Source organism: Pseudomonas sp. PP3, assembly GCF_905336995.1.
In the GTDB taxonomy this organism is placed as follows: Bacteria; Pseudomonadota; Gammaproteobacteria; order Pseudomonadales; family Pseudomonadaceae; genus Aquipseudomonas; species Aquipseudomonas reinekei.
The window spans coordinates 5,010,762-5,031,241 of the sequence record NZ_HG995459.1; the positions used below are offsets into that span (position 1 = coordinate 5,010,762).

A 20,480-nucleotide genomic window follows, 5' to 3' on the forward strand; every position below is an offset into this window, starting at 1 on the left:
TATCTGACAGTGAGGTGGTTAACGGGCGTACATGCCCCACCAGAAGACGTGACCGAGGATCACGATTTGCTCTTCCTGCATTTCCTGGAAGCTGTAGTCCTCATCCGGGTGCTCATCGCGATTGAAGCTGCGCAGACGAATTCCGGTGGGCAGGCGATAAAGCTGTTTCACCCGCAGCTGGCCGTTATGGTTGATTGCGTAAAGGTCGCCATCAATGATGTCGCCAATCCCGCATTTGCCGGCATTGACCCCAACCGTTGCCCCATCGCGCAGCACCGGCAACATGCTGTTGCCGCGCACGGTCACGCATTTGGCCTGGTCGAACTGCACACCGTTATGGCGCAAGCTACGCTTGCCGAAGCGCAGGCTGGAGCGCTCGCTTTCTTCGATGACGAATCTTCCTGATCCCGCAGCCAATTCAACCTCGCGAAGAAAGGGGACCGACACCTCGTCGTCATCGACGGGGGTATCGTCGTCCCACAGACTTATATCCTTGAGTTCCGAATGCAGCTCTGCGCGTCCGCCCGCAGCAACCGGCGCGACGTCGGCGCGGCCACGCAATTGGTCGGTGCTCACGGCGAAGTACTCGGCGATCTTCGAAATGTGTTTATCCGAAGGGTCGACGATCTTCCCGCTGAGAATCCGCGAGAGAGTGGATTGAGGCACGCCGGTACGACGGTGAAGCTCCGTGGGGGAGATCCCGTGCTGATCGAGCAGCGCTCTTAATACGGTAGAAACATTGCGTTTTTGCATAACGCGCATAGTGCTTGTTCTTTTGACGGGAGGCAAATGCAGATTTGCATTAAAGACGCATAAGCAGCGCGTAAACCCGCAGAAACAGACCGCGTGGCGTTCGTGCCTGCGTCCGGCAGACCGCCCATGTTAATCTTGCGCCCATTGCGGAAAAGCCGGGCCGATGCCCCTCTTTTGCCCCACACCTTTCGACGAGTTTTCCGATCCCCAATGAATAAAGCACTCTCCGACCTGTCCTCCCACACGCCGATGATGCAGCAGTACTGGCGCCTGAAAAACCAGCACCCCGACCAGTTGATGTTTTACCGCATGGGTGACTTCTACGAGATCTTCTATGAAGACGCGAAGAAGGCCGCCAAATTGCTGGACATCACCCTGACCGCTCGCGGGCAATCGGCCGGGCAGGCGATTCCGATGTGCGGGATTCCTTACCATGCCGCCGAAGGTTACCTGGGGAAACTGGTGAAGCTTGGCGAGTCGGTGGTGATCTGCGAGCAGGTCGGCGACCCGGCCACCAGCAAAGGGCCGGTGGAACGTCAGGTGGTGCGGATCATTACGCCGGGGACAGTGAGTGACGAAGCGCTGCTGGACGAGCGCCGCGACAACCTGATCGCAGCCGTGCTGGGGGATGAGCGCCTGTTCGGCCTGGCCGTGCTGGACATCACCAGCGGCAATTTCAGCGTGCTGGAAATCAAGGGCTGGGAGAATTTGCTGGCAGAACTGGAGCGGGTCAATCCGGTGGAGTTGTTGATCCCGGACGACTGGCCAAAAGATCTGCCGGCGGAAAAACGCCGTGGGGTTCGTCGTCGTGCGCCGTGGGATTTCGAACGCGATTCGGCGTTGAAAAGTCTTTGCCAGCAGTTTTCCACCCAGGACCTCAAAGGTTTCGGTTGCGAGAACCTGACCCTGGCCATCGGTGCCGCTGGTTGCCTGCTGGCCTACGCCAAAGAAACCCAGCGCACCGCCCTGCCCCACTTGCGCAGCCTGCGCCATGAGCGTCTGGACGACACAGTGGTGCTGGACGGTGCCAGCCGTCGCAACCTGGAACTGGACACCAACCTCGCCGGCGGCCGTGACAACACGTTGCAATCGGTGGTCGATCGTTGCCAGACCGCCATGGGCAGTCGCCTGCTGACCCGCTGGCTGAACCGCCCGCTGCGCGACCTTACCGTTTTGCTGGCACGCCAGAGCTCGATCACCTGCCTGCTCGACGGCTACCGTTTCGAAAAGCTGCAACCGCAACTCAAGGAAATCGGCGACATCGAGCGGATTCTCGCGCGGATAGGCCTGCGCAATGCTCGCCCGCGCGACCTTGCACGCCTGCGTGATGCCCTCGGCGCACTGCCTGAGCTGCAAGTGGCGATGACCGAACTTGAAGCTCCACACCTCCAGCAACTGGCGACAATCACCAGCACCTACCCGGAACTGGCCGCGTTGCTGGAAAAAGCCATTATCGATAACCCGCCAGCGGTGATCCGTGACGGCGGTGTGTTGAAGACCGGTTACGACAGCGAACTCGACGAACTGCAATCGCTCAGCGAAAACGCCGGGCAGTTCCTGATCGACCTCGAAGCCCGCGAGAAGGCCCGCACCGGCCTGTCGCACCTGAAGGTCGGCTACAACCGCATCCACGGTTACTTCATCGAATTGCCGAGCAAGCAGGCCGAATCCGCGCCGGCCGATTACATCCGGCGCCAGACCCTCAAGGGTGCCGAGCGTTTTATCACCCCGGAACTCAAGGCTTTCGAGGACAAGGCACTGTCGGCCAAGAGCCGTGCCCTGGCCCGCGAGAAGATGCTCTACGAAGCACTGCTCGAAGACCTGATCTCGCAATTGCCACCGCTGCAAGACACCGCCGGCGCACTGGCCGAGCTGGACGTTTTGAGCAACCTGGCCGAGCGTGCACTGAACCTCGACCTGAACTGCCCGCGCTTCGTCAGCGAGCCGTGCATGCGAATCACCCAGGGTCGTCACCCGGTGGTCGAACAGGTTTTGACCACGCCATTCGTGGCCAACGACCTGAGCCTTGACGACAACACGCGCATGCTGGTGATCACCGGTCCGAACATGGGCGGTAAATCCACCTACATGCGTCAGACCGCGCTGATCGTATTGCTGGCGCACATCGGCAGCTTCGTGCCGGCGGCCAGTTGCGAATTGTCGCTGGTTGACCGCATCTTCACCCGGATCGGCTCCAGCGATGACCTGGCCGGTGGCCGCTCGACCTTCATGGTCGAAATGAGCGAAACCGCCAACATCCTGCATAACGCCACCGAGCGCAGCCTGGTGCTGATGGACGAAGTCGGACGCGGCACCAGTACTTTCGACGGTTTGTCCCTGGCCTGGGCGGCCGCCGAGCGTCTCGCGCATTTACGTGCCTACACGCTGTTCGCCACCCACTACTTCGAGCTGACCGTCCTGCCGGAAGCCCAACCGCTGGTGGCCAACGTGCACCTCAATGCCACCGAGCACAACGAACGCATCGTGTTTCTGCACCACGTATTGCCAGGGCCTGCGAGCCAGAGCTATGGCCTGGCAGTGGCACAACTGGCCGGCGTGCCGAGCGAAGTGATCGTGCGCGCCCGTGAGCACCTGAGCCGGCTGGAAGACACCGCCCTGCCCCATGAAGCGCCGAAGCCTGCCAAGGGCAAACCGGCCGCGCCGCAACAGAGCGACATGTTCGCCAGCCTGCCGCATCCAGTGCTGGACGAACTGGCCAAACTCGATCTGGACGACATGACACCCCGTCGCGCACTCGAAATGCTCTATACACTAAAGACACGGATCTAACGCATACGCTTGCAAGCTGTTAGAATCTCGCGCGGTTTGGGATGCTGCAGGCGATTAGCCTGGCCTGCAGACTATCGCTCCCAAACCTTGCGACCCCCACGTGAAGGGGCGCAGCAAGCCGCGCCTGAGGAGAAAATTAGAAATGACCTTCGTCGTCACCGACAACTGCATCAAGTGCAAGTACACCGACTGCGTAGAAGTGTGTCCGGTGGACTGCTTTTACGAAGGCCCGAATTTCCTGGTGATTCACCCGGATGAGTGCATCGACTGCGCACTGTGCGAACCTGAATGCCCTGCTGTGGCCATCTTCTCTGAAGATGAAGTGCCTGCCGGTATGGAAAACTTCATTGCGTTGAACACGGAATTGGCCGAAATCTGGCCGAACGTCACAGAACGCAAAGAGCCGCTGCCAGACGCCGCTGAGTGGGATGGCAAGCCAGGCAAGATCGAACACCTCGAACGCTGATTACCCCCGCGTTCCCAAAAAAGGCCCCACAAGGGCCTTTTTGCTTTTCTGCGAGCAAAAAAAAGGGGCGGTTTGACCCGCCCACATTTTTTCCCTATTCCCTGTGTTCCTTTTCATCGTCCTGATGAATCGCGTCCTGCGAGTTCCTTTCCCCTCATCCTTGAAGGGCGTGTCTGTCCGTCGACACACCCCGGATACTAGAGCGTTCCTCGCCAAGAGCAATCGCCCTCCTGCGCCGGAATCGCCTGTCACACATCCTTAATCTTTAAATATTCCCTTTATTATCAATTCGATAGAGACCCTTAATGCATATCGTGGCCGACTGCCACCGTGTAAAAATACTGAACACTTACGAAAGAGTAAGCAAAGGCTTACATCGTGAGACGACAAACCCGCGGTGTTAACCTCCACACTGAACGCCAGGTTTCCGGATAGCAAAAAGCCCCGAAGATCGGGGCTTTTTGTTGACCGACAAACGTATCGCTTATTGAAACAGCGACTCGCTGGACAGGCCGTTTTTCTCCAGGATCTCCCGCAGACGCTTGAGACCTTCAACCTGAATCTGTCTGACTCGTTCCCGGGTCAGGCCGATTTCCAGGCCTACGTCTTCAAGGGTGCTGCTCTCGTGACCGCGCAGCCCGAAGCGGCGTACAACCACTTCACGCTGCTTGTCAGTAAGCTCGGAGAGCCATTGATCGATGCTCTGGGACAGGTCGTCATCCTGCAGCAGTTCGCACGGATCGGTTGGACGATCGTCGGTGAGGGTGTCCAGCAGGGTTTTATCCGAATCCGGACCCAGCGAGACGTCGACCGAAGAAACCCGCTCGTTGAGGCCGAGCATGCGCTTGACCTCCGCTACCGGTTTTTCCAGTAGGTTGGCGATTTCTTCGGGAGAGGGTTCATGGTCGAGTTTTTGCGTCAGTTCCCGTGCAGCCCGCAGGTACACATTGAGCTCTTTGACCACATGGATCGGCAACCGGATGGTCCGGGTCTGATTCATGATCGCGCGCTCGATGGTCTGACGAATCCACCAGGTTGCGTAGGTCGAAAAGCGGAAGCCGCGCTCAGGGTCGAACTTTTCCACCGCCCGAATCAGGCCGAGGTTGCCCTCTTCGATCAGATCCAGCAGCGACAACCCACGATTGACATAGCGCCGGGCGATTTTCACCACCAGTCGCAAGTTACTTTCAATCATGCGTTTGCGCCCGGCCGGATCGCCACTTTGCGACAAGCGCGCAAAATGAACTTCTTCTTCGGGGGACAGCAGAGGGGAAAAGCCGATTTCATTGAGATACAGCTGCGTGGCATCAAGTGCACGCGTGTAGTCAATGTACTTGTGTTGTTTCAACGACGCGGAGTGTTTGGATTTGGCACGAACGGAAGGTGGAGCCGCCCCTTCATCATTCGACATCGAATCCGTACCGATGCCGGTCTCCATCAGGAGAACCTCATCGTCGATGTCAAACTCCGGCACTTCTTTACTGAGAGCCATTGTTATAGTCCTTTGGTGAGTTCGACCTCAAGCTCAAGCGGCGCCTTTATCCTTGGCAACGCTGGAGCCTGTCCCCTCTACGCGACGGAACAGGCTGGTAGCGATCAACGGCGTGGCAGGAACTGCAGCGGATCTACTGGTTTACCTTGGCGGCGAATCTCAAAATGCAGTTTCACCCGGTCTGTACCCGTGGACCCCATTTCGGCAATTGTCTGTCCGACCTTGACCTGCTGCCCCTCCCGAACCAACAGCCTGCGGTTATGTCCGTAGGCACTGACGTAGGTTTCGCTGTGTTTGATGATGACTAATTCGCCGTAGCCCCTTAAGCCACTCCCGGCGTATACCACCGTCCCATCAGACGCAGCTAAAACAGGCTGTCCCAAATCTCCGGCGATATCAATTCCTTTATTCAAACTACCGTTTGAAGAGAATTTTCCAATCAAAATGCCATTGGATGGCCATCCCCAGCCGGTCGGGGCCGGGCCGGCGGGAGGCATTGGAGCGGGTGCCGGCTTGTTGGCGACGGACGGTACAACCGTGGTCGTGGTCGGGGTAGAACCGTCAACCGGACGCCGGATGACCGTGGTTTTACTCGAGGATGAAGGCGACGAACTGGACGAACTCACCACCGCCGTCGGCGTTGAACCGGTACGGCCATCAAAGCGAATCGTCTGACCCGGGCGAATCGTGTACGGCGCAGGAATGTTGTTACGCGCCGCCAGCGCCTTGTAGTCCCAGCCGTAGCGGAACGCGATCGAGAACAGGGTGTCTTTCGGTCGAACCACATACTGACCGGTCGTCACGACCGGGCGCTGGGGCGCGGCACTGTTGCGGTCGACCACCCCGACGTTGCTGGATTTCGTGCTGGAACAACCCACCAGCAAGGTGCTCAAGACAAGGCCAGTCACCAGGCGCTGAAAGCTCGTTGTACCCATACGCTGCGCAATGACTGTGAGACTCACCCGCCGCTCCCTTTGTGGTGGCTGAAAATGTGATTTGCCGTGATCCGGCATGCTATGTCGCCAGTATAACGGGCCGTGCAGGCTTTACCCTTAATGAAGCGATATGGCTGGGCGCACACGTTTGCTGTTCGACAAAACAACCCGTTTAACCAATCGACGCCGCTGTAAGACAGAGGCAATCGAAGAGAATTCAGCGCGTCGGAATAAATGCTCAGGCCAGTGGCCCATTGAGCAAAGGAACGAAGCGAACGTTCCCCAAAACGCGCCGGGAAAAGCCCTGTTCTTCCCGAATGATCAGCAGCAATTGTTGAACCTCACCGGACCCCACCGGAATCACCAGACGCCCGCCGGGTGCCAATTGATCGAGCAAGGCTTGAGGGACATCGGTGGCCACCGCGGTCACGATGATGCCATTGTAAGGTGCCAGCGCCGGCCAGCCCTCCCAGCCATCGCCCCAGCGAAACACCACGTTGCGCAGGTTCAACTCGACCAGACGTTCCTTGGCCCGGTCCTGCAGCACCTTGATGCGCTCGACGGAAAACACCCGCTCCACCAGTTGCGACAATACCGCCGTCTGATAGCCGGAACCGGTGCCGATTTCCATGACCTTGTCCAACGGCCCGGCTTCCAGCAGCAACTCGCTCATGCGAGCCACCATATAAGGCTGGGAGATGGTCTGGTTATGCCCGATCGGCAGCGCCGTGTCTTCGTAGGCCCGGTGTGCCAGCGCCTCGTCGACGAACAGGTGACGCGGCGTGCGACGGATGACTTCCAGCACCTTGGCGTTGGACACCCCTTCCTCATACAGTCGCTGGATAAGTCGCTCGCGGGTCCGTTGCGAGGTCATGCCTATGCCGCGATGCAGCATATCGTCTTGTCCACGAGTCATCAGCGCAGCCCCTCCAGCCAGCCATCAAGACTTCTGAAAGCATCATTGAAGGTTCGATCCAGCTGCAGCGGGGTGATCGAAACATAACCCTGCATCACAGCATGGAAATCGGTGCCCGGGCCGCCATCTTCGGCATCCCCGGCCGCCGCGATCCAGTAACCGGCCTTGCCGCGCGGGTCGACTACTTTGATCGGCGCCGCGGCGCGGGCGCGATGCCCGAGGCGCGTCAACTGGATGCCGCGGATGTGTTCCAGCGGCAAGTTGGGAATGTTCACGTTGAGTACCGTGCGCGGTGGCAGGTCGAGATCCGCATGAGCCTCGACCAGCTTGCGCGCAAAGTACGCCGCTGTGGGCAGGTTCTCGACCTGGCGTGAGACCAACGAAAAGGCGAACGCGGGACGCTCCAGGAAACGCCCTTCCAAAGCCGCCGCCACGGTGCCGGAATACAGCACATCGTCGCCCAGGTTGGCGCCCAGGTTGATCCCGGAAACCACCATGTCCACGTCACGCTCCAGCAAGCCATTGAGGCCCAGGTGCACGCAATCGGTTGGTGTGCCGTTGATGCTGATGAAACCGTTGGCCAGCGTGTGCGGGTGCAACGGACGGTCGAGCGTCAGCGAGCTGCTGGCGCCGCTTTTGTCCTGGTCCGGGGCGATAACCACGCACTCGTTGTCATCCGCCAGCGCAGCATAAAGCGCGGCGAGACCGGGTGCGGTTACCCCATCGTCGTTAGAAATCAGAATACGCATGGGCTGTCCGTCTGCCCCACCGGCACCAGATCAACGAGCTCGCGCACCAATACGGTGGCAAAGCATCCGGCCGGCAGGACGAATTCCAGTTGCAGAATGTCAGGCTCGGGATAATGCCACGTCAACCCGCCAATGGGCAGCCGCAGGATGCGACGTTCGTGGCTCATACCGGCGTTAATCAACCAATCGCGAAGGTCTGCTTCGCGCGCGGCGATTGCCTGCTCCAGTTCATGGACAGCGCCCGTGGCCGGCGAGTCACCTTCGCCCCACTGCGGCCCTGTCGGGTGCAGATCGAGAATCGCCAGGCGCGGGTCGCTGCATTCGGCCTCACCGGCCGGAAAAAAACTGCGGCTATCGGTAAACGCCAGCAAGTCACCGACCTGGGCATGCTGCCAGGTGCCGTCGGCAACACGCGCGGCCAATACCTGGTTAAACAGAAAACTGCGGGCCGTGGACAGCAGGCGCGAACGCACGTTGCGTTGCTCCGGCAAAGCCTTGCGCGCGGCCCAGGCACGGGCGTCAACCACGTTGCCGCCATCATGCCCGAAACGCTGGGCACCGAAATAATTGGGAATGCCCTGCTTGGCGATCAGTTGCAGGCGCGCCTCGATCGCAGCCTTGTCGCCGGCGAACTGGGTCAAACGCAGCGTGAAACCATTGGCCGAGTGCGCACCGCGTTGCAGCTTGCGTTTGTGGCGGCTGGTCTTGAGGATTTTCAACGTATCGTTTTCGGCTGCCGACAGATCCGGATCGGCCTTGCCCGGCAGTTGCACACTGAACCACTGACGCGTCAGCGCCTGACGATCCTTGAGCCCGGCATAGCTGACCGTGCGCAAGGACACGCCCGCGGCCTTGGCAATCCGTCGCGCTGCTTCTTCAGTATTCAGGCCGCGCTTTTCCACCCAGATCCACAGATGTTCGCCGTCGCCACTCAAGGGAATATCAAGGACTTCATCGACCTGGAAATCTTCGGCGATGGCTTTCAGCACTGCAGTGCCGAGGGGTTCACCATAGGCCCGCGGGCCGAGCAGTTGCAGTTCGTTCATGCGCGCAGCAACAAGGCAACGGAGTGCACGGCAATGCCTTCTTCGCGACCGACAAAGCCAAGCTTTTCGGTGGTGGTAGCTTTTACATTCACTTGATCCAACTCAACTTGAAGATCCGCGGCAATCAGCGCACGCATCGATTCGATATGCGGAGCCATTTTCGGCGCCTGGGCGACGATGGTGTTATCGACGTTGCCGACCTTCCAGCCTTTGGCGTGGATCAGTGCGACGACATGACGCAACAGCGCTCGGCTGTCGGCACCCTTGAATTGCGGGTCGGTGTCCGGGAAATGCTTGCCGATGTCGCCCAGCGCAGCCGCGCCGAGCAAGGCATCGCTCAAGGCGTGCAGCAGGACGTCACCGTCGGAATGAGCGAGCAGCCCGAAGCTGTGTGCAATGCGCACGCCGCCCAGAGTAATGAAATCGCCTTCAGCGAAACGGTGCACATCATAGCCGTGGCCAATACGCATAAAAAAACGCCCCGATTTTTGTCAGGGCGTGATTCTACCTGCTATTGAGCACCTAGAGCATGCGCGTGATGTTGCAAGTGATCTTCGATGAAACTGGCGATGAAGAAATAGCTGTGGTCGTAGCCAGGTTGCAGGCGCAACGTCAGCGGATGACCAGCCAGTTTGGTCGCCTGTTGCAAGGCTTGCGGCTTGAGCTGGTTGGCGAGGAAATCGTCGCGATCACCTTGGTCGACCAACAGCGGCAGCTGCTCGCGGGCCTCGGCAATCAATGCGCAGGCATCCCATTCGCGCCATTTCGAACGGTCTTCACCCAGGTAACGGGAAAAGGCCTTCTGCCCCCACGGGCAGTCCATCGGATTGTTGATCGGCGAGAACGCCGACACCGACAGATAACGCCCCGGATTGCGCAAGGCACACACCAGCGCACCGTGGCCACCCATGGAGTGACCGCTGATACCGCGCTTGTCCGATGCCGGGAAATGGGCTTCAACCAGGTCAGGCAATTCCTGCACGACATAGTCATGCATCCGATAATGCCGAGACCACGGTGCCTGCGTGGCATTCAGATAGAACCCGGCACCGAGGCCAAAGTCCCACGCACCCTCCGGATCCCCCGGGACATCAGGACCGCGAGGGCTGGTGTCTGGCGCAACAATGATCAACCCCAGCTCGGCGGCCATGCGCATGGCGCCGGCCTTCTGCATGAAGTTCTCGTCAGTGCAGGTCAGGCCGGACAGCCAATACAGCACCGGCAGCTTGCCGCCCTGCTCCGCTTGCGGCGGCAGGTACACGGCGAACACCATGTCGCAGCCGAGTACTTCGGAGCGATGGCGATAGCGCTTGTGCCAGCCGCCGAAGCTTTTCTGGCAGGAAATGTTTTCCAAAGTCATGGGGATTCTCCCAGTGGCGAGCTTCACGCCTGAAGCTGCAAGCAAAGGCGCAGTGCTCCCTTCTTGTAGCTTGAGGCTCTTAGCTCGCCGCTGCTTTTAGAAATGGATGACGGTGCGGATGCTTTTCCCTTCATGCATCAGGTCGAAAGCCTTGTTGATATCTTCCAGGCCCATGGTGTGGGTGATGAACGTGTCCAGCGGGATTTCGCCGGTTTCGGCCATTTCCACGTAGCTTGGCAACTCGGTACGGCCGCGCACACCACCGAACGCCGAACCGCGCCAGACGCGACCGGTGACCAGCTGGAACGGACGGGTGGAGATTTCCTGACCGGCGCCGGCAACGCCGATAATCACCGACTCGCCCCAGCCCTTGTGGCAGCACTCGAGCGCTGCACGCATCAGTTGCACATTACCGATGCACTCGAACGAGAAGTCGACGCCGCCATCGGTCATGTCGACGATGACTTCCTGAATCGGACGATCGAAGTCTTTCGGGTTTACACAATCGGTTGCACCCAACTGTTTGGCGATCTCGAATTTGGCGGGATTGATGTCAATGGCAATGATCCGCGCAGCCTTGGCTTTTACCGCGCCGATGACAGCGGAAAGACCGATGCCGCCGAGGCCGAAAATGGCCACGGTGTCACCTGGTTTCACCTTGGCGGTGTTGAGCACTGCGCCGATGCCGGTGGTGACGCCGCAACCCAGCAGACAGACTTTTTCCAGCGGTGCTTCTTTGGCAATTTTGGCGACCGAGATTTCCGGCAGAACGGTGTACTCGGAGAACGTCGACGTGCCCATGTAGTGGAAAATCGTTTCTCCCTTGTAGGAAAAACGCGAAGTGCCGTCCGGCATCAGGCCTTTGCCCTGGGTGGCGCGAATGGCCTGGCAGAGGTTGGTTTTTCCCGACAGGCAGAATTTGCACTGGCGGCATTCCGGGGTGTAGAGCGGGATCACGTGATCGCCGACTGCGACGGAAGTCACACCCTCGCCGATCGCTTCGACAATCGCCCCGCCTTCGTGACCGAGGATAGACGGGAAGATGCCTTCCGGGTCGGCACCGGACAAGGTGTAGGCATCGGTATGGCAAACACCGGAGGCCACCACGCGCAGCAACACTTCACCGGCCTTGGGCATGGCGACATCCACTTCAACGATCTCCAGAGGTTTCTTGGCCTCGAAGGCAACGGCGGCGCGCGACTTGATCATGGTGATTCTCCAGTGAATAAAAACGAGACAGTGAGTGTAATACAGCGCCTTACGGTGAATAATCCGGACAAAAGCAAAACATTATTGCTACACAGGGATAATCTTTTATGTCCGATAACCGCTGGGAAGGCATCGACGAATTCGTCGCCGTCGCCGAATGCAGCCAGTTCACTGCTGCCGCCGATCGCTTGGGCGTTTCTTCCTCGCATATCAGTCGACAAATCGTACGCCTTGAGGAGCGTTTGCAAACCCGCTTGCTCTACCGCAGTACGCGCCGCGTGACGCTGACTGAAGCCGGACAGACTTTTCTGCAACATTGCCAACGTCTGCAGGATGGACGCGAAGAAGCATTGCGCGCAGTCGGCGACCTGACCAGCGAACCCAAAGGCATGTTGCGCATGACCTGCGCCGTGGCTTACGGCGAGCGCTTCATCGTGCCCCTGGTTACGCGTTTCATGGGGCTGTATCCGCAACTGCGGATCGACATCGAGTTGAGCAATCGGCAACTCGACCTGGTACACGAAGGCCTCGACCTGGCGATCCGCCTCGGGCGCTTGCAGGACTCAAGACTGGTCGCCACCCGCCTCGCGCCACGGCGCATGTTTCTTTGCGCCTCTGCGTCTTACCTTGAGCGGTACGGTCGCCCACACAGCTTGTCGGAACTGAGCCGCCATAACTGCCTCATCGGCAGTTCGGACCTGTGGCAACTGGAACAGAACGGGCGGGAATATTCGCAACGGGTGCAGGGAAACTGGCGATGCAATAGTGGGCAGGCGGTGTTGGACGCGGCACTGCAAGGCGTGGGGTTGTGTCAGTTGCCGGATTATTACGTGCTGGAGCATCTGAAGAGCGGCGCGTTGATTTCGCTGCTGGAAGCGCATCAACCGCCCAATACGGCGGTGTGGGCACTGTATCCGCAGCAGCGGCATCTTTCGCCGAAGGTGCGCAAATTGGTCGAATATCTAAAGGAAGGGTTGGCCGAAAGGCCGGAGTATCAGGGTTAACGTCGGTTAGCCCAACGCTGACGCAACCATTCCAGGTCTTCAGGGCGCGTGACTTTGAGGTTATCGGATCGCCCTTCAATCAAGCGCGGCGCCATCCCGGACCACTCCATGGCCGACGCTTCATCGGTGATGACTGCGTCCGCCACCAGACTGTCCGCCAACGCACGATGCAACGCACCGAGGCGAAACATCTGCGGCGTATAAGCCTGCCAGATCACACTGCGATCCACGGTCTCAACCACACGACCCTGTTTATCGACCCGCTTGAGCGTATCCCGTGCAGGAACCGCCAACAGCCCGCCCACCGGGTCTTCAGCCAGTTCGCCCAACAACTTGTCCAGATCGTCGCGGCTCAGGTTGGGCCGGGCAGCGTCGTGCACCAGCACCCAATCCTCATCTTCCGCACCCAACGCATGCAAGTGCAGCAAGGCATTGAGCACCGAACCGGAACGCTCGGCGCCGCCGTCAACGCGGTGGATACGTTTATCGACAGCACACGCCAGATTCGGCCAATAAGGATCATCAACAGCAAGACTGACCACCAGGCCTTTCAGGCAAGGATGATCAAGGAAACAGCCGAGGCTGTGTTCGAGAATAGTGCGCCCGCCCAATTGCAAATACTGCTTGGGACGGTCCGCGGCCATACGGGCGCCAACGCCCGCGGCGGGAATCACGGCCCAGAAGGCCGGTAACGTCTGGTTCATTGTGCCAACTGGTAAAGGGTTTCACCGTCCTTGACCATGCCCAACTCGTGGCGAGCCCGCTCTTCGACGGTCTCCATGCCCTTTTTCAACTCACTGACTTCAGCGTCCATCACCCGATTGCGCTCCAGCAACGTCTGGTTCTCAGCTTGCTGATCGGCAATCTGCTGAGTCAGCTCGGCCACTTGCGCCAGGCTGCCATTACCCACCCACAGGCGGTATTGCAGGCCAGCCAGCAACAGGAGCAAGACGAGGAACAACCAATTGGGACTGCGCATCGAATATCAGGTATCCAGTGAAAAAAGACAGCCATACCAAAACATGAAGCTACTGATAGCACGAAGCCTGGAAGAACCAGGCTTGTGCTGATAAGGCATCAGATTAGTGGCAAAAACGTCGCTGTAGCGATTTTTCCGACACAATCCGCTGACTTTTTTACCATGTACTGATTAACCGCGGAATTCGCTGCGGCCGTTGTACTTGGCTTTGCCGTTCAACTGCTCTTCGATACGCAGCAGTTGGTTGTACTTGGAAACGCGATCGGAACGGCACAGGGAGCCGGTCTTGATCTGGCCAGCCGAGGTGCCCACAGCCAGGTCGGCAATGGTCGAATCTTCGGTTTCGCCGGAGCGGTGCGAGATCACGGCGGTGTAACCGGCAGCCTTGGCCATCTGGATGGCTTCCAGGGTTTCGGTCAGGGTGCCGATCTGGTTGAACTTGATCAGGATCGAGTTGGCGATCTTTTTGTCGATGCCTTCTTTCAGGATCTTGGTGTTGGTCACGAACAGGTCGTCGCCTACCAGCTGAGTCTTCTCGCCGATCTTGTCGGTGAGGATTTTCCAGCCAGCCCAATCGGACTCGTCCAGGCCATCTTCGATGGAGATGATCGGGTAACGCTCGGTCAGGCCTTTCAGGTAATCAGCGAAACCTTCAGCGGTGAACACCTGGCCTTCGCCGGACAGGTTGTACTTGCCGTCTTCGTAGAATTCGCTGGCCGCGCAATCCAGAGCCAGGGTCACGTCAGTGCCGAGTTTGTAGCCAGCGTTGGCCACTGCTTCGGAGATCACTTTCAGCGCGTCTTCGTTGGAAGCCAGGTTTGGCGCGAAACCACCTTCGTCACCGACGGCAGTGCTCAGGCCACGGGCCTTCAGCACGGCTTTGAGGTGGTGGAAAATCTCGGTGCCCATGCGCAGACCTTCCGAGAAAGACTTGGCGCCAACCGGCTGAACCATGAATTCCTGGATGTCGACGTTGTTATCGGCGTGCTCGCCACCGTTGATGATGTTCATCATCGGAACCGGCATCGAGTAAACACCCGGGGTGCCGTTCAGGTTGGCAATGTGAGCGTACAGCGGCAGGTCCTGGTCCTGTGCTGCTGCCTTGGCCGCGGCCAGGGAAACGGCGAGGATGGCGTTGGCGCCCAGGGTTGCCTTGTTTTCAGTACCGTCGAGCTTGATCATCGCCAGATCGAGGGCTTTCTGGTCGCTTGGGTCCATACCTTTCAACAGATCGCGGATCGGACCGTTGATGTTGGCTACGGCTTTGAGTACGCCCTTGCCCAGGTAACGGCTCTTGTCGCCATCACGCAGCTCGAGCGCTTCACGCGAGCCAGTGGAAGCACCGGACGGCGCGCAAGCACTGCCGATGATGCCGTTGTCGAGAAGCACGTCCGCTTCCACGGTGGGATTGCCACGGGAGTCGAGAACTTCACGACCTTTGATGTCGACGATTTTAGCCATTGTTGTAAACACTCCAAAGTTGACGAAAACGCTTACTGATCGATTTATAACTTGTAGGTCACACTTGTAGGAGCCGGCTTGCCGGCGATGGGGCCCGTAAGGACGCTATCGCCAGCAAGCCGGCTCCTACAACCGAATTCCGATGCTACGCGGTTTCTACCGTCGGAAAACTCTTTACCAGTTCGTCCAGGGCTTTGAGCTGGGCCAGGAATGGCTCCAGTTTGTCCAGACGCAAGGCGCAAGGGCCGTCGCATTTGGCGTTGTCCGGATCAGGGTGAGCTTCGAGGAACAGACCGGCCAGGGATTGGCTCATGCCGGCTTTCGCCAGATCGAGGACCTGAGCGCGGCGACCGCCGGCTGAATCGGCGCGACCACCCGGCATTTGCAGCGCGTGGGTCACGTCGAAGAACACCGGGTATTCGAACTGCTTCATGATGCCGAAGCCGAGCATGTCGACGACCAGGTTGTTGTAGCCGAAGCTCGAACCACGTTCGCAGAGGATCAACTGATCGTTACCCGCTTCCACGCACTTGTTCAGGATATGTTTCATTTCCTGAGGCGCGAGGAACTGGGCTTTCTTGATGTTGATCACCGCGCCGGTCTTGGCCATTGCGACGACGAGGTCGGTCTGGCGCGACAGGAAGGCCGGTAGCTGAATGATGTCGCAGACTTCAGCGACGACCGCAGCCTGCTCAGGCTCGTGGACGTCAGTGATGATCGGCACGCCGAAGGCTTGCTTGATGTCCTGGAAAATCCGCATGCCCTCTTCCAGGCCGGGGCCCCGGTAAGAGGTCACGGAGGAACGGTTGGCCTTGTCGAAGCTGGCCTTGAACACGTAAGGGATACCCAGTTTCTGGGTAACCTTCACGTACTCTTCGCAGACTTGCATCGCCATGTCGCGGCTTTCCAGCACGTTCATGCCGCCGAACAGCACCATTGGCTTGTCGTTGGCAATCTCGATATCGCCTACGCGGATGATCTTCTGCGCCATCAGGTTTACGCCTTCTTCTGGTGTTGAGCCAAAGCTGCCTTGACGAAACCGCTGAACAACGGGTGACCGTCGCGTGGCGTCGAGGTGAACTCAGGGTGGAACTGGCAAGCGACGAACCATGGATGATCCGGTGCTTCAACCACTTCAACCAGCGCACCATCACCGGAGCGACCTGAGATTTTCAGGCCGGCTTCCATGATTTTCGGCAGCAGGTTGTTGTTCACTTCATAACGATGACGGTGACGTTCAACGATCACGTCCTTGCCATAGCAATCGTGAACCAGCGAACCCGGTTCCAGCAGGCAATCCTGCGCGCCGAGGCGCATGGTGCCGCCCAGGTCGGAGGTTTCGGTACGGGTTTCGACGGCACCGGTGGCATCTTCCCACTCGGTGATCAGGCCTACGACCGGGTGACCGCTTGCACGATCGAACTCGGTGGAGTTGGCGTCTTTCCAGCCCATGACGTTACGAGCGAACTCGATGACAGCCACTTGCATGCCCAGGCAGATGCCCAGGTAGGGAACCTTGTTTTCGCGAGCATATTGGACGGCAGTGATCTTGCCTTCCACGCCACGCAGACCGAAGCCGCCCGGCACCAGAATCGCATCGACGCCCTCGAGCAGCGCGGTGCCCTGGTTTTCGATGTCTTCGGAATCGATGTAGCGCAGGTTGACCTTGGTGCGGTTGCTGATGCCGGCATGACTCATCGCTTCGATCAGCGACTTGTAGGCGTCCAGCAGTTCCATGTACTTGCCGACCATGGCGATGGTGACTTCGTGCTCAGGATTGAGCTTGGCGTCGACCACGGCTTCCCACTCGGACAGATCGGCACCGCCACACTGCAAGCCGAAACGCTCGACGACGAAATCGTCCAGGCCCTGGGAGTGCAGGATGCCCGGGATCTTGTAGATGGTGTCGGCGTCTTCCAGCGCGATGACCGCACGTTCTTCAACGTTGGTGAACTGCGCGATCTTGCGACGCGAGGACACATCGATCGGGTGGTCGGAGCGGCAGACCAGCACGTCTGGTTGCAGGCCGATGGAACGCAGTTCCTTGACCGAGTGCTGGGTTGGCTTGGTTTTGGTTTCGCCGGCAGTGGCGATGTAGGGCACCAGTGTCAGGTGCATCAGCATCGCGCGCTTGGCGCCGACTTCGAAACGCAGCTGGCGGATGGCTTCGAGGAACGGTTGCGACTCGATGTCACCTACGGTGCCACCGATCTCGACCATTGCCACGTCGGCATCGCCTGCACCCTTGATGATGCGGCGCTTGATTTCGTCGGTGATGTGCGGAATCACCTGGATGGTTGCGCCCAGGTAGTCACCACGGCGCTCTTTGCGCAGCACGTGTTCGTAGACACGGCCGGTGGTGAAGTTGTTGTTCTGGGTCATGGTCGTGCGGATGAACCGCTCGTAGTGGCCCAGGTCCAGGTCGGTCTCGGCGCCGTCGTGGGTGACGAACACTTCACCGTGCTGGAACGGGCTCATGGTGCCCGGGTCGACGTTGATGTACGGGTCCAGCTTCAGCATGGTGACCTTAAGTCCCCGCGCCTCCAGGATGGCCGCCAATGATGCCGATGCAATGCCTTTCCCCAATGAAGAAACAACACCGCCCGTGACGAATATGTAGCGCGTCATGAAAAACCCTAGAAGTCTGCGTTAAAGCGGTCCGAGCCGCCGGGGAAAGCGAAGGAAGGCCGAAGCCCCCGATCACCTGCATTAATCACAGTGCACCTTTCAAAAAAACCGCCGCGTTGGGACAGACCGGAAGATGAAACACCGGTACGTTGCTCGCTACACATTTTTTGGAATCGCCCAGCAAAGACTGCTTGGTAATCGGCAACTCCTGCAATTCAGGCGAATCCACAGAAGTTGTATCAAGAAGGGAGCGTAGTCTACCGGAAAGCCCCTTTCAGCTCAAACCTTGATCTTCGTTCGGCGGCTGCCAATGCAAATTCCAGTTTCCCGCCGCACCACTCTCCAGCCCCTGAAGGTTCGGCACCGCCAGCAATTGCTCGCCCTTGAACAGCAGCGGCAATCTGCCGCGCACGAACTGCGGCACTCCCCGCTCGTTAAGCAAACGCTTCAGATCGCGATGGCCGCGCGGCGGCAACTCCATGATTTCGCCACCTTCACGATAGCGGATCTGCAACGGGCCATCGGGGATTTGCCCCGTCAACGTCAGTACCCCATTGCCGGGCAACGCGCGCGGCAGCGCGGGGTCAGGCCACTCCCCTGCCGCGAGCACCGGGTTCAACCAACCACCCGACAACCACCATAGACGCCCACCTGCCCGATGCAACTCGCCATCCGCCAGCCGCCAGATCGGTCGGGCGTCCACGGCTGCATCACGTAAATTATCCCAACCCGACCAATGGTCGCTGTCGGGCAGTCGTGTGCGCGGTTCGAGCCAGTGGCTGAGCGCGTTACGCTGGCGGGCAATGGAAAGCTTTTCCAGCGCGGCCAGTTCCAGAGACGGCAAGCCCAGCCAATCGAAATCACTTGGCGTGCTCGCCTGACTCAAGTCGATTTGCGCAAGATCATCGAGTAATGCCTGCGCCTCACTCAGATGTGCGGCGCTGCGAGCCATGGTCGCCATCGCCTGCGGCCAGCGCGCCGTCAACGCCGGGAACACCTGATGGCGCAGATAATTGCGCGAGAACTGCCGATCCTGATTGGAAGGATCCTCGATCCAGTTCAAATGGTTATCGCTGGCGTAGGTTTCCAGTTCTGTCCTGGTGATATCGAGCAAAGGCCTCAGCAAATGTCCATTACCCAATGGGCGCTGGCGTGGCATCCCCGATAACCCTCGCAGCCCTGCCCCACGTAACAGACGGAACAACAGGGTTTCCGCCTGATCGTCACGGTGTTGCGCGGTCAGCAGCACTTCATTGGCTTGAGTCGCCTGGATGAATGCGCCGTAACGCGCATCCCGTGCCGCACGCTCCTGGCTGGCGCCGGGTTGCACCTGCACGTGCACGACCTGCAGCGGCACGCCCAATGCGTCACAGACCGACCGACAATGTTCCGGCCACGCGTCCGCCACAGCCTGAAGGCCATGATGGACATGGATGGCAGTGAGGGCCGGCAGGGATTCGGTTTTGGCGAGGTGTGCGAGAAGGTGCAGCAGGACGGTGGAGTCGAGGCCACCGGAGAAAGCGATGTGCCAGGTTGTGGCGTTGCGACAGGGCTTCAGGTTCAGCAGAAGCCTGGAAGGCAAATCAATCGCGGACTGACTCATTTCTGCCTCTTTGCACAAATCAAATGTGGGAGCGAGCCTGCTCGCGAAGGCTGCTTAACATTCAACACATTGGCTGACTGTTATACCGCGTTCGCGAGCAGGCTCGCTCCCACATGGGTACTGCGTGTTCGATCAGAGACCGTAGCTCATCAGGCGCTCGTAACGACGGTCCAGCAGCGCCTTGTTGTCGAGCTTCTTGAGCATCGCCAGTTGCGAGCTCAGCTCGGCACGGATCGAAGCCGCTGCAGCCGCCGGGTCACGGTGGGCGCCGCCCAAAGGCTCGCCAATCACCTTGTCGACGATGCCCAGGCCTTTGAGGCGCTCGGCGGTGATGCCCATCGCTTCAGCGGCATCCGGCGCTTTCTCGGCGGTTTTCCACAGGATCGAAGCGCAACCTTCCGGCGAAATCACCGCGTAGGTCGAGTACTGCAGCATGTTCAGCTGATCGCACACGCCGATGGCCAATGCGCCGCCGGAACCACCCTCGCCGATTACCGTGGCGATGATCGGGGTTTTCAGGCGCGCCATCACGCGCAGGTTCCAGGCGATCGCTTCGCTCTGGTTACGCTCTTCGGCGTCGATGCCCGGGTAGGCGCCTGGGGTGTCGATGAAGGTCAGGATCGGCATCTTGAAGCGTTCGGCCATTTCCATCAGGCGGCATGCCTTGCGGTAGCCTTCCGGACGCGGCATGCCGAAGTTGCGGCGAACTTTCTCGCGCACCTCACGGCCTTTCTGGTGACCGATGATCATCACCGGCTGGTCGTCCAGACGGGCGATACCGCCAACAATGGCTGCGTCGTCGGAGAAGTGGCGGTCACCGTGCAATTCGTCGAACTCGGTGAAGATGTGCTCGATGTAGTCCAGGGTGTAAGGACGTTTCGGGTGGCGCGCCAGACGTGCGATCTGCCAGCTGGTCAGCTTGCCGAAAATGTCTTCGGTCAGCGTTTTGCTCTTGTCCTGCAGGCGGGAGATCTCATCGCCGATATTCAGCGAATTGTCATTACCGACCAAGCGCAACTCTTCGATCTTGGCTTGCAGGTCGGCGATCGGCTGTTCGAAATCTAGAAAATTCGGGTTCATAGGCGTCCG

Annotated in this window: 19 protein-coding genes; 3 read left to right on the plus strand and 16 right to left on the minus strand. The window is 59.2% G+C overall.

Annotated elements, in window-relative coordinates; genetic code table 11:
- Positions 1–18: 18 nt before the first annotated feature.
- A complete protein-coding gene (locus KHO07_RS22835) occupies positions 19–753 on the minus strand; it encodes an XRE family transcriptional regulator (RefSeq protein WP_150732457.1) in 735 nt (244 codons plus the stop codon).
- Between the two features lie 210 nt (positions 754–963).
- Here KHO07_RS22835 and mutS point away from each other — a divergent pair, with 210 nt between their 5' ends.
- Entirely contained in the window at positions 964–3,543 is a 2,580-nt protein-coding gene (mutS, locus tag KHO07_RS22840; protein ID WP_212625615.1) for a DNA mismatch repair protein MutS, read from the plus strand.
- 142 nt (positions 3,544–3,685) lie between these two features.
- On the plus strand, positions 3,686–4,009 hold the full coding sequence (fdxA, locus tag KHO07_RS22845; protein ID WP_150732116.1) for a ferredoxin FdxA: 324 nt from the start codon (positions 3,686–3,688) through the stop codon (positions 4,007–4,009).
- Between the two features lie 484 nt (positions 4,010–4,493).
- On the opposite strand, the gene rpoS is transcribed toward fdxA, so the two are convergent.
- The 8 genes from rpoS to KHO07_RS22885 form a co-directional block, all read right to left on the minus strand.
- Entirely contained in the window at positions 4,494–5,501 is a 1,008-nt protein-coding gene (gene rpoS, locus KHO07_RS22850) for an RNA polymerase sigma factor RpoS (RefSeq protein ID WP_056856224.1), read from the minus strand.
- Positions 5,502–5,605: 104 nt separating this feature from the next.
- Positions 5,606–6,463 (minus strand): peptidoglycan DD-metalloendopeptidase family protein, encoded by an 858-nt coding sequence (locus tag KHO07_RS22855; protein WP_150732456.1) that lies wholly within the window; start codon positions 6,461–6,463, stop codon positions 5,606–5,608.
- 211 nt (positions 6,464–6,674) lie between these two features.
- Positions 6,675–7,310: a protein-L-isoaspartate(D-aspartate) O-methyltransferase gene (locus KHO07_RS22860; protein WP_177336601.1), complete on the minus strand. Its 636-nt coding sequence runs from the start codon at positions 7,308–7,310 to the stop codon at positions 6,675–6,677.
- A gap of 41 nt (positions 7,311–7,351) precedes the next feature.
- On the minus strand, positions 7,352–8,101 hold the full coding sequence (gene surE / locus KHO07_RS22865) for a 5'/3'-nucleotidase SurE (protein WP_150732115.1): 750 nt from the start codon (positions 8,099–8,101) through the stop codon (positions 7,352–7,354).
- Positions 8,089–9,147, minus strand: coding sequence for a tRNA pseudouridine(13) synthase TruD (gene truD / locus KHO07_RS22870; RefSeq protein ID WP_212625616.1), 1,059 nt, complete (start codon positions 9,145–9,147; stop codon positions 8,089–8,091). Before truD ends, surE begins: the two co-directional genes overlap by 13 nt.
- Positions 9,144–9,617, minus strand: coding sequence for a 2-C-methyl-D-erythritol 2,4-cyclodiphosphate synthase (gene ispF, locus KHO07_RS22875; RefSeq protein ID WP_034149878.1), 474 nt, complete (start codon positions 9,615–9,617; stop codon positions 9,144–9,146). The genes truD and ispF overlap by 4 nt, the downstream gene beginning before the upstream one ends.
- A 41-nt stretch (positions 9,618–9,658) precedes the next feature.
- Positions 9,659–10,513: an S-formylglutathione hydrolase gene (gene fghA / locus KHO07_RS22880; RefSeq protein WP_191635184.1), complete on the minus strand. Its 855-nt coding sequence runs from the start codon at positions 10,511–10,513 to the stop codon at positions 9,659–9,661.
- Positions 10,514–10,603: 90 nt separating this feature from the next.
- Positions 10,604–11,716, minus strand: a complete 1,113-nt coding sequence (locus KHO07_RS22885) for an S-(hydroxymethyl)glutathione dehydrogenase/class III alcohol dehydrogenase (RefSeq protein WP_047526341.1) — start codon at positions 11,714–11,716, stop codon at positions 10,604–10,606.
- Positions 11,717–11,823: 107 nt separating this feature from the next.
- Between KHO07_RS22885 and KHO07_RS22890 the strand changes: the two genes are divergently transcribed.
- Positions 11,824–12,720: a LysR substrate-binding domain-containing protein gene (locus KHO07_RS22890; RefSeq protein WP_212625617.1), complete on the plus strand. Its 897-nt coding sequence runs from the start codon at positions 11,824–11,826 to the stop codon at positions 12,718–12,720.
- Here the strand turns inward: KHO07_RS22890 and ispD are convergent.
- The 7 genes from ispD to KHO07_RS22925 form a co-directional block, all read right to left on the minus strand.
- Positions 12,717–13,424: a 2-C-methyl-D-erythritol 4-phosphate cytidylyltransferase gene (gene ispD, locus KHO07_RS22895; protein ID WP_212625618.1), complete on the minus strand. Its 708-nt coding sequence runs from the start codon at positions 13,422–13,424 to the stop codon at positions 12,717–12,719. The two genes, KHO07_RS22890 and ispD, sit on opposite strands and share 4 nt — an antisense overlap.
- Positions 13,421–13,699: a cell division protein FtsB gene (gene ftsB / locus KHO07_RS22900; RefSeq protein ID WP_008057335.1), complete on the minus strand. Its 279-nt coding sequence runs from the start codon at positions 13,697–13,699 to the stop codon at positions 13,421–13,423. Before ftsB ends, ispD begins: the two co-directional genes overlap by 4 nt.
- A 171-nt stretch (positions 13,700–13,870) precedes the next feature.
- Positions 13,871–15,160, minus strand: a complete 1,290-nt coding sequence (eno, locus tag KHO07_RS22905; protein ID WP_075946755.1) for a phosphopyruvate hydratase — start codon at positions 15,158–15,160, stop codon at positions 13,871–13,873.
- Positions 15,161–15,305: 145 nt separating this feature from the next.
- Positions 15,306–16,151, minus strand: a complete 846-nt coding sequence (gene kdsA / locus KHO07_RS22910) for a 3-deoxy-8-phosphooctulonate synthase (protein WP_008057333.1) — start codon at positions 16,149–16,151, stop codon at positions 15,306–15,308.
- Between the two features lie 5 nt (positions 16,152–16,156).
- Positions 16,157–17,788, minus strand: coding sequence for a CTP synthase (locus tag KHO07_RS22915; protein WP_150732110.1), 1,632 nt, complete (start codon positions 17,786–17,788; stop codon positions 16,157–16,159).
- Between the two features lie 274 nt (positions 17,789–18,062).
- The gene (tilS, locus tag KHO07_RS22920; protein WP_212625619.1) at positions 18,063–19,391 is read right to left on the minus strand and encodes a tRNA lysidine(34) synthetase TilS; all 1,329 of its coding nucleotides are present in this window, start codon (positions 19,389–19,391) and stop codon (positions 18,063–18,065) included.
- A gap of 132 nt (positions 19,392–19,523) precedes the next feature.
- Positions 19,524–20,471 carry an acetyl-CoA carboxylase carboxyltransferase subunit alpha gene (locus tag KHO07_RS22925; RefSeq protein WP_150732108.1) on the minus strand — a complete coding sequence of 316 codons (948 nt, stop codon included), beginning with the start codon at positions 20,469–20,471 and terminating at the stop codon, positions 19,524–19,526.
- Positions 20,472–20,480: the final 9 nt, after the last annotated feature.